This is a genomic window from Simplicispira sp., from assembly GCF_028687295.1.
GTDB classification, from domain to species: Bacteria; Pseudomonadota; Gammaproteobacteria; order Burkholderiales; family Burkholderiaceae_C; genus Simplicispira; species Simplicispira metamorpha.
Genome location: NZ_JAQUAL010000121.1, coordinates 1229 through 9947 on the forward strand (window position 1 = coordinate 1229; position 8719 = coordinate 9947).

Here is an 8719-nt window from a genome sequence, read left to right on the forward strand (position 1 = left end):
CCGAGGTTGGACAGCGAAGACGGGCGCAGGTCTTCAATGATGCGCCGTTTGAGGGCGATGACGCCATTGAGCGTTTCGCTCAGGTGGCGCAGGCGCTCCAGCACTTCGGGTGCCTGCGTATCCAGGCGGGACTTCAGGCGTGCCACGTCCAGTTTGGCCGCTGTCAGCAGGGCGCCGAGTTCGTCGTGCAGTTCACGGGCCAGATAGCCGCGTTCGTCTTCACGCACTTGTTGCAAATGGTTGGCCAGCGCCGACAGCGAGGCCGTGCGCTCGCGCACCAGGCCTTCCAGGCGCGCGCGTTCGTGCTCCAGCACTTCTTGCTCCCGCTCGGTGGCGCGTTGCAGGGCATTGGTCTGGCGCAGGTACATGTAAAAGGCCAGCAGCCCGATGGCCGTGACGGTGGCAATGCCCAGGCGCGAGAGGTGCAGCGAGCGCTGCACTTCGACCTGGCTGCTGACGACGCGCTGGGTATTGCGCTCCAGCAGGGCGCGCCCATAGCGGCGGATGGCGTCCATGTTTTCCTTGCCAACATCGCTGAACATGACGAACTTCCAGGCGTCTTCATTGCCTTGGCGGTACAGCTGCAGGCTCAGCTCCATTTCCGAGAGCTTGCGTGATATTTGCCGCGAGAGCTGTGCAAAGTCGGCCATGTCTTCGGGGGACTCGGCCAGCAGGGTGCGCAATTCATCCAGGTTGCTATTGACGGTGGATACCGCAACCTCGTAGGGTTGCAGGTAGCGTTCGTCCTCGGTCAGCAGGTAGCCACGGTGGCCGGTTTCTGCATCGAGCATGCTTTGCAGCAACCGGTTGACGGAGGAGTGTGCGGCCTGGTTGTGCGCCATGGTTTGCAGCGCGCGGTGCGAGCGTTGGTAGCCCGATTCGTTGATGGCAATCAGGGCCAGCGCCGCCAGCACGGCCAGTGGCAGGCTGATGGCAATTTTGTGCAGTTGGGACCAGCGCATGGAACCCTCCGGGGCGGAAATGGTGAATTTCTGGATAATGCGGCCACGCCCGCCAGCGGTTGCCGCAGGCACCGCTTGTGCGGTTCAATGTATGGCCACATCGTGGTGTTGCGGGCAGACAGAGCTGCCGTTGCGGAAAGTAGGCTCAATGATCAATGTTGGAATTGTGGATGACCACGCCATCGTGCGTTCGGGGTTGCGCCAGTTTCTGTCGGAGCATGTGGATTTGCGCGTCTCCGGGGAGGCTGCCAATGGCCGTGAGGCCATTGACCTGGTGCGCAACCACCCTGTGGATGTGTTGGTGATGGATTTGTCCATGCCCGGGCAAAGCGGCCTGGACGCACTGGCCATGCTGCGCGCCAAAGCCCCCGAGATGGGCATCCTGATTCTGAGCGGCTATCCTGAGGAACACTACGCCATCAGCATGATTCGCCAGGGCGCCAGTGGCTACCTGAACAAGGAGTGCGAGCCCAAAGAGATTGTCGAGGCCATTCGCACCATCGCCCTGGGGCGGCGCTACCTGACGCCTGCGGTGGCCGAGCTGTTGGCCCAGCAACTCAACCGCAAGGACGATGCGCCCGCGCACGAGCAGTTGTCTGAGCGGGAGTTTCAGGTGTTTTTGAAGCTGGCGCGTGGCGAAACGGCGGGCGACATTGCCAAAGCGCTGTCGTTGAGTGTCAAAACGGTGAGCACCTACCGCACCCGTCTGATGGAAAAAATGGCGCTGTCTTCCAACAGCGACTTGACCTATTACGCCCTGAAAAACCGCTTGATTGATTGAGGCGGGCACCATCAGTCGATGGGTGAGGGGCGGGCTGCATCGCTCTGGGCAATGCAGTAGTCGATCAGGGCGTCAATCTCATTGGATTTGTCGAAGACAGCATCTACGCCCAACTGGGCGCAGCGTACGCGCACGTCCGGGGTGGCGTAGTTGCTGAGCACCACCATGCGCTGGTGGGGCAGGCGCTTGCGGCAGGCGGCCAGCACACCCAAGCCACTGCCTTGGCGCAAGAACAAATCCACAATGGCCAAGTCCCAGTGCGCAGGGTGCGCGGCCAGCCACGATTTGCCCTCGTCCTCCGTTGCTGCGGCACCCACAGACTCCACGGATGCCAACTCCTCCAGCGTGCCAATCAGGTTTTCGCGGATGGTGGCGTTGTCTTCAACGATGTAGGTCTTGAGTTTCACAATCGGATCCATTGCACGGTCGTCGGGCAGGTGCGTTAACCGTTGAACCACTGTAGGTCTGGCCGGTCGGCAATTCTGCCAGCGGCAGCACGCGCTGTACGTAGGCGTGTTCCTACGCTGTGGCGGTTGCGCCGCAGACGCTGCAATGCGGGTTGCGCGGCACCCGCAGGCTATTCCACTCCATGGTGCGGGCGTCCAGCATCAAGAGGCGTCCTGCCAGCGACGGTCCGGCACCGCTCAGCAGCTTGAGCGCCTCGGCGGCCTGCATGGCACCCATCACGCCCACCAACGGCGCAAACACGCCCATGGTGGCGCACTGCACTTCTTCAAACTGTGCCGCTGGGTCAAACAGGCAGGCGTAGCAGGGCGATGCGCTGCTGCGCGGATCGACCACGGTGATTTGCCCATCAAAGCGGATGGCTGCGCCTGCCACCAGCGGCACGCCCTGGCGCACGCAGGCTGCGTTGATGGCGTGGCGCGTGGCGTAGTTGTCAGAGCAGTCCAGCACCACGTTGGCGCTGGCCACCAGCTGCTCCAGCAGGGCCGCATCGGCACGTGCCTGCACCGTGTGGATGGCCACCGTGGGGTTGATGGCCTGCACCGCCTGGGCAATGGAGGCCACCTTGGCCTGGCCCACGCGCGCCGTGGTGTGTGCAATCTGGCGCTGTAAATTGGTCAGATCGACTACATCATCGTCCACCAGCGTGATGTGCCCCACCCCCGCCGAGCCCAGAAACAACGCAGCAGGCGAGCCCAGGCCACCGGCGCCAATCACCAGTGCATGGGCACCCAGGATGCGCTCCTGGCCCTCAATGCCGATTTCATCAAGAAGAATGTGGCGCGAGTAGCGCAGAAGCTGGTCGTCGTTCATGGAATGGGGGAAGTTGAAAGGGCCGGGCCCCTGGCGGAGTCCGGCCCTGTGCGGTGTGCGCAGTCTGAAAGCAGGTCAGGGCGCTTCTTTTTTGGTTTCCTTGCGCTCGGTTTGCGTCTTGCTGGCCAGCACGGTACGCCCCTTGAGGTGGTTCAGTGCCTGCGTGAGCTGGAAGTCTTTGTCGGTGCCAAATTCAGGCAGCTTGCGTTCGGCCACGGGTTTTTTGGCTTCTTCTTCCAGGCGTTTGCGGGCTTCTTCGCGGGCCTTTTCGCGGACTTCGTCTTTTTGCTCTTCGCCCTGGCCGTTGCCCAGGTGTTTTTCGAGGTCGGCTTCGCGCATGCGCAGGGCGGCAAACACGTCGCCCTCGGCGGTTTCGTCCAGCATCACGTCGGGCACGATGCCTTTGGCCTGAATGGATTTTCCGCTGGGCGTGTAGTAGCGCGCAGTGGTCAGCTTGATGCCAGTATCAGGGCCCAGGGGGCGCACGGTTTGCACCGAGCCCTTGCCAAAGGTCTGGCTGCCCATGACGGTAGCGCGCTGATGGTCTTGCAGTGCGCCGGCCACGATCTCGCTGGCCGAGGCCGAACCCTCGTTCACCAGCACCACCAGCGGTACGGTCTTGAGGGCCGCAGGCAGGCGCTTGAGCGGGTCGCCACTGCCCCGGCGGGCGTAGAACTCAGGCGATGCCTTGTAGGTGGCTTTGCTCTCGGCCAACTGGCCATTGGTGGACACCACGGTGACGTTGGCAGGCAAAAACGCTGCCGACACCGCTACCGCAGCGTCCAGCAGGCCACCGGGGTCGTTGCGCAAATCCAGCACCAGGCCTTTGAGTTGCGGGTCGGCCTTGTACAGCTCTTCGGCCTTGCGCACGAAGTCATCGACGGTGCGTTCCTGGAACTGGCTCAGGCGAATCCAGCCGTAGCCGGGCTCAATCATCTTGCCCTTGACCGATTGCGTCTTGATCTCTTCGCGCGTGATGGTCACGGGGAAAGTGCGGCTCTCGTCCTTGCGCAAAATCATCAAGGTGACTTTGGTGCTGGGCTCGCCGCGCATCTTCTTGACGGCATCGCTCAGTGACAGACCCTTGACGGCGGTGTCGTCGATCTTGGTGATCAGGTCGTTGGTTTTGATGCCGGCGCGGAAGGCGGGCGAACCCTCAATGGGCGATACCACCTTGATCAGCCCGTCTTCCTGGGTGATTTCGATGCCCACGCCAACAAAGCGCCCCGTGGTGCCTTCGCGAAATTCAGAGAACGATTTTTTGTCGAAATACTGCGAGTGTGGATCCAGGCTGGCCACCATGCCCGAGATGGCATCGGTGATGAGCTTTTTATCGTCCACCGGCTCGACATAGTCGGTCTTGACCAAGCCAAACACCGCTGAGAGCTGCTGGATTTCTTCCAGCGGCAGCGGCGTCATGGCGCCGCGCGCCACGGTTTGTAGCGATACCGTGGTCAGCGCTCCGGCCACTACGCCGATTGACACCCACCCTGCAATTTTGAGTTTGTGGCCCATAGAACACCTTTACCGTTTCAATATATACCTTGGAAGGGCCATGCCTGCGCCGGTTCCCGGGCAGGCATTTTCTTACACGCCTGAGGGTGGGGCAATCGGGTGGCTGGAGGGCAGCTTTACCGCAGCTTTACGCCTTGCCCTGGCACGCCACAGCCGCCGCTGCCCGGGCTGCCGCCTCGGCATCCCCCAGATAGTAGTGGCGGATGGGCCGCAGGTCGTCGTCCAGCTCATACACCAGTGGAATGCCGTTGGGAATGTTCACCCCCACGATGTCGTCGTCGCCGATGTTGTCCAGGTACTTGACCAGGGCACGAATCGAGTTGCCGTGCGCTGCCACCACCACGCGCTGGCCGCTGCGGATGGCGGGGGCCATGGTGTCGTTCCAGAAGGGCAGCACGCGCGCCACGGTGTCTTTGAGGCATTCGGTCAGCGGCACATCGCTGGCAGGCAGGCTGGCGTAGCGGCGGTCGCCGCGCTCGCTGCGTGCATCGGTGGCTTCGAGGGCGGGGGGCGGGGTGTCGTAGCTGCGGCGCCACACCAGCACCTGCTCGTCGCCGTATTGCTTGGCCATGTCGGCCTTGTTCAGACCTTGCAGCGCGCCGTAGTGGCGTTCGTTCAGGCGCCAGCTCTTTTGCACGGGCAGCCAGGTGCAGTCCATCTCATCAAGGGCATACCACAGGGTGTGGATGGCGCGCTTCAAGACGCTGGTGTAGGCCAGATCAAACTCGTAGCCCTCGGCCTTGAGCAGCTTGCCTGCCGACATGGCCTGCGAGACGCCGGTGGGGGTCAGATCGACATCAGTCCAGCCAGTGAAGCGGTTTTCCAGGTTCCAGGTGGATTCACCGTGGCGGATCAGAACGAGTTTGTGCATGGTTTCCCCAAAGAAAGCGGGCCAAAACCGTACATTCTAAAATTGCTGCTGTTTGCCAACCCAAGGAATAACGTGAATTTCATTGTCGAGAACTGGTATTTGATTCTCCTGGCCCTGGTTTCGGGTGCCATGCTGGTGGTGCCTGCGCTCAAAGGGGCCGCCGGGGGCTTGAGCGCTGCCAATGCCGTGCTGCTCATCAACCGCGAAAAAGCCGTGCTCATTGACGTGTGCGGCGCTGACGAATACGCCGCTGGCCACGCGGGCGGTGCCAAGAGCGTGCCTTTGTCCGAGTTTGAAACGCGCTTGCCCGCTGTGGTCAAAAACAAGGCTGTACCCTTGGTGCTGGTGTGTGCCAGTGGCGCACGCGCCCAGCGCGCTGCGGCCCTGGCGCAAAAGCTGGGCTATGCCAACGCCCAGGTGCTGGCCGGTGGCCTCAAAGCCTGGAAAGAGGCCGGCCTGCCGGTAGAAAAGTCCTGACCGCACCCGTGCGCGCGCCCGCTTGCCCATTCATTGCCCCCGCCAAGGAGTTCTCCCATGCAACCCGTGAAGATGTACACCACTGCCGTCTGCCCCTACTGCATCCGTGCCAAGCAGGTGCTCAAGGCCAAAGGCGTAGAGCAGATTGAAGAAATCCGCATCGACACCGATCCCGCCGCCCGTGCCGTGATGATGGAAATCACCGGTCGGCGCACGGTGCCGCAAATTTTCATTGGCGACACCCACGTCGGTGGCCACGATGACCTGGTGGCGCTGGACGCGCGCGGTGGCCTGATGCCGCTGTTGGGCGCTGCATAATCGCGCCCCATGTGCCCGCTGCGGTAACCACTGCCCCAGCGGGTTTTTTTGTCTGAGCAGAAAGACTCACTTCCATGTCCGACCAAGAAGCACCCGTGTTCCAGATTCAGCGCGTTTACCTCAAGGATTTGTCGCTGGAGCAGCCCAATTCGCCCGCCATCCTGCTGGAGCAGGCCCAGCCCAGCGTGGACATCCAGCTCGGCGTGGAAGCCACCCCCGTGGCCGACGGCATCTATGAAGTGGCTGTCACGGCCACCGTGCAGACCAAGATCGAAGACCGCACCGTGTTTCTGGTCGAAGCCAAGCAGGCTGGCATCTTTGAAATCCGCAACCTGCCCGAAGACCAGATGGGCCCGGTGATCGGCATTGCCTGCCCGCAAATCGTGTACCCCTACCTGCGCGGCAACGTGGCCGACATCATCAACCGCGCTGGCTTCCCGCCCGTGCACCTGGCAGAAATCAACTTCCAGGCCATGTACGAGCAGCAGCAAGCCCAGGCCGCTGGCACGCTGCCGCAGTAATTTGAAGCCAAATCGGCCTCTAGCGCCCGCCAGACAAGCGCAAGCAGCTATGAAAATAGTAGTGATTGGAGCCGGTGCCTGGGGCACAGCTGTGGCCATCAGCGCCGCTGCCAACCCGGCCGGCCACCGCGTGACGCTGTGGGCGCGCGATGCCCAGCAAGTGGCCGACATGCAGGCTGCGCGCAGTAACACGCGCTACCTGCCCGACATCGCCTTGCCCGCCACGCTGGTGCTGGTCAACGGTGCTGCCACCGTCCTGACCGAGCTGGTGGCCGGGGCCGATCTGGTCATCGTGGCCACGCCCATGGCCGCCCTGCGCGCCATGCTGGCGCAGTTGCGCGACTGCCGCGCCCCCGTGGCCTGGCTGTGCAAGGGCTTTGAGGCCGCGCTTCCCGGTTCAAGTGCTTTTGGGCTGCTGGCGCACGAAGTGCGGGCGCAGGTAGCTCCTGATTTAAGAGCAGGCGTGCTCAGTGGCCCCAGCTTTGCGCAGGAGGTGGCGCGTGGCCAGCCCTCGGCGCTGGTGGCCGCCAGCGAACACGCCTGCGTGCGCGATGCGCTGGTGCAGGCTTTTCACAGCCCCAGCGTGCGCGTCTATGCCAACGACGATATTGTGGGCGTGGAAGTGGGCGGTGCCGTGAAAAACGTGCTGGCCATTGCCACCGGCCTGTGCGATGGCCTGCAACTGGGCCTGAACGCCCGCGCCGCCCTCATCACGCGCGGCCTGGCTGAAATGACGCGCCTGGGTGTGGCCCTGGGCGCGCGGGCCGACACCTTCATGGGCCTGTCGGGCCTGGGCGATCTGGTGCTCACTGCCACGGGCGATTTGTCGCGCAACCGCCGCGTGGGCCTGCTGCTGGCCCAGGGACAAACGCTGGCGCAGGCCGTGGCCTCGCTGGGCCATGTGGCCGAGGGCGTGTACTGCGCCCGCACCGTGGTGCAGCGCGCGCGCCACCTGGGCGTGGACATGCCCATCAGCGACGCCGTGGTGGCCCTGCTTGATGGCCAACTACAACCCGCTGAGGCTGTTTCGGTGCTGATGGAGCGCCAGCCCAAGGGCGAAGGCGCCTGGGCCTCGTGCTGAGCTGATCTCCCGCCGCAGCCAACGGGGGCGCTCTGCACCGGCGCTTTCACGATTGCCGTGGGGTGCTCTGGGGCTTGCGCAATGGTGGCAATAGCGCCAGCATGCACCATCCCATTGCCTCTTCAATGCCCATGTGCGCCAACAAAATCCTGCTGATCGTTTACCACTCCCTGACCGGCGGCACGCAGCAAATGGCCGAGGCCGCCCGCGATGGCGCTGCGCAGGAGCGTGGCTGCACCGTGCGCCTGTTGCACGCCGCGCAGGCCGGGCCACAGGATGTGCTGGCAGCCGATGGCTATGTGTTTGCCACGCCCGAGAACCTGGCGGCCATCAGCGGCCAGCTCAAGGACTTTTTTGACCGCAGCTACTACGCCGTGCTGGACCAGATCAATGGCCGCCCCTACGCCAGCCTGGTCTGCGCGGGCAGCGATGGCAGCAACGCCGCCCGGCAGATGGCGCGCATCGCCACTGGCTGGCGCCTCAAAGCGGTGGCCGAGCCGCTGATCGTGTGTACCCACGCGCAAACGCCCGAGGCCATCCTGGCGCCCAAGCACATCGCTGATGCTGACCTGGAACAGTGCCGCGCCCTGGGCGAGGCGCTGGCGGCGGGGCTGGTGCTGGGGGTGTTTTGATCCCCGGGTCGGGTGCGCTCGGCGCCGCCTGGTAGGAACCCTGTAGACGCTGCCAAGCTGCGCCCTGTAGCCTGACTCGGCCTGCGGGCCGTGCAGAAAATCTGCTGTAGGGTTCATTTTTGATAGCTGCTAGCGCCCGCCAATAAAGGGCTAAATGCCACCCCTTTCAAGGTGTTGCCCGCCCAGCCTTGATAACCCGAGCGGTTGCTACATGCGAGCGAGCGAGGCTGCCGTCCACGAACCCTTTGGGAGCCTTGGGTTTGGGCGCACGCTTGCTGGTTGC

Annotated in this window: 11 protein-coding genes; 6 read left to right on the plus strand and 5 right to left on the minus strand. The window is 63.5% G+C overall.

All coding sequences use genetic code 11. The features are described from left to right. Positions 1–962, minus strand: a 962-nt coding sequence (locus PHX69_RS12440) for a CHASE3 domain-containing protein (protein WP_288044050.1), incomplete at its 3' end; no start/stop codon positions are given. Positions 963–1110: 148 nt separating this feature from the next. Between PHX69_RS12440 and PHX69_RS12445 the strand changes: the two genes are divergently transcribed. Beyond that, complete coding sequence (locus PHX69_RS12445; RefSeq protein ID WP_119013819.1) at positions 1111–1743, plus strand: response regulator; 633 nt, start codon at positions 1111–1113, stop codon at positions 1741–1743. 11 nt (positions 1744–1754) lie between these two features. On the opposite strand, the gene PHX69_RS12450 is transcribed toward PHX69_RS12445, so the two are convergent. The 4 genes from PHX69_RS12450 to gpmA all read right to left on the minus strand — a co-directional run bounded on the left by PHX69_RS12450 (position 1755) and on the right by gpmA (position 5407). After that, on the minus strand, positions 1755–2150 hold the full coding sequence (locus PHX69_RS12450) for a response regulator (protein ID WP_119013873.1): 396 nt from the start codon (positions 2148–2150) through the stop codon (positions 1755–1757). A gap of 112 nt (positions 2151–2262) precedes the next feature. After that, a complete protein-coding gene (locus PHX69_RS12455; protein WP_288044051.1) occupies positions 2263–3021 on the minus strand; it encodes a HesA/MoeB/ThiF family protein in 759 nt (252 codons plus the stop codon). 75 nt (positions 3022–3096) lie between these two features. Then, complete coding sequence (locus PHX69_RS12460; protein WP_119013817.1) at positions 3097–4536, minus strand: S41 family peptidase; 1440 nt, start codon at positions 4534–4536, stop codon at positions 3097–3099. 127 nt (positions 4537–4663) lie between these two features. Next, positions 4664–5407 (minus strand): 2,3-diphosphoglycerate-dependent phosphoglycerate mutase, encoded by a 744-nt coding sequence (gpmA, locus tag PHX69_RS12465; protein WP_288044054.1) that lies wholly within the window; start codon positions 5405–5407, stop codon positions 4664–4666. Between the two features lie 72 nt (positions 5408–5479). Between gpmA and PHX69_RS12470 the strand changes: the two genes are divergently transcribed. The 5 genes from PHX69_RS12470 (at position 5480) to PHX69_RS12490 (ending at position 8436) form a co-directional block, all read left to right on the plus strand. Next, positions 5480–5884 carry a rhodanese-like domain-containing protein gene (locus PHX69_RS12470; protein ID WP_119013815.1) on the plus strand — a complete coding sequence of 135 codons (405 nt, stop codon included), beginning with the start codon at positions 5480–5482 and terminating at the stop codon, positions 5882–5884. 57 nt (positions 5885–5941) lie between these two features. Further along, positions 5942–6202 carry a glutaredoxin 3 gene (gene grxC / locus PHX69_RS12475; RefSeq protein WP_119013814.1) on the plus strand — a complete coding sequence of 87 codons (261 nt, stop codon included), beginning with the start codon at positions 5942–5944 and terminating at the stop codon, positions 6200–6202. 74 nt (positions 6203–6276) lie between these two features. Then, positions 6277–6723: a protein-export chaperone SecB gene (gene secB / locus PHX69_RS12480; RefSeq protein ID WP_119013813.1), complete on the plus strand. Its 447-nt coding sequence runs from the start codon at positions 6277–6279 to the stop codon at positions 6721–6723. A 49-nt stretch (positions 6724–6772) separates the two neighbouring features. Beyond that, positions 6773–7804 (plus strand): NAD(P)H-dependent glycerol-3-phosphate dehydrogenase, encoded by a 1032-nt coding sequence (locus PHX69_RS12485; protein ID WP_288044057.1) that lies wholly within the window; start codon positions 6773–6775, stop codon positions 7802–7804. A gap of 131 nt (positions 7805–7935) precedes the next feature. Beyond that, positions 7936–8436, plus strand: a complete 501-nt coding sequence (locus PHX69_RS12490) for a flavodoxin family protein (RefSeq protein ID WP_288044060.1) — start codon at positions 7936–7938, stop codon at positions 8434–8436. The last annotated feature ends 283 nt before the right edge of the window (positions 8437–8719 follow it).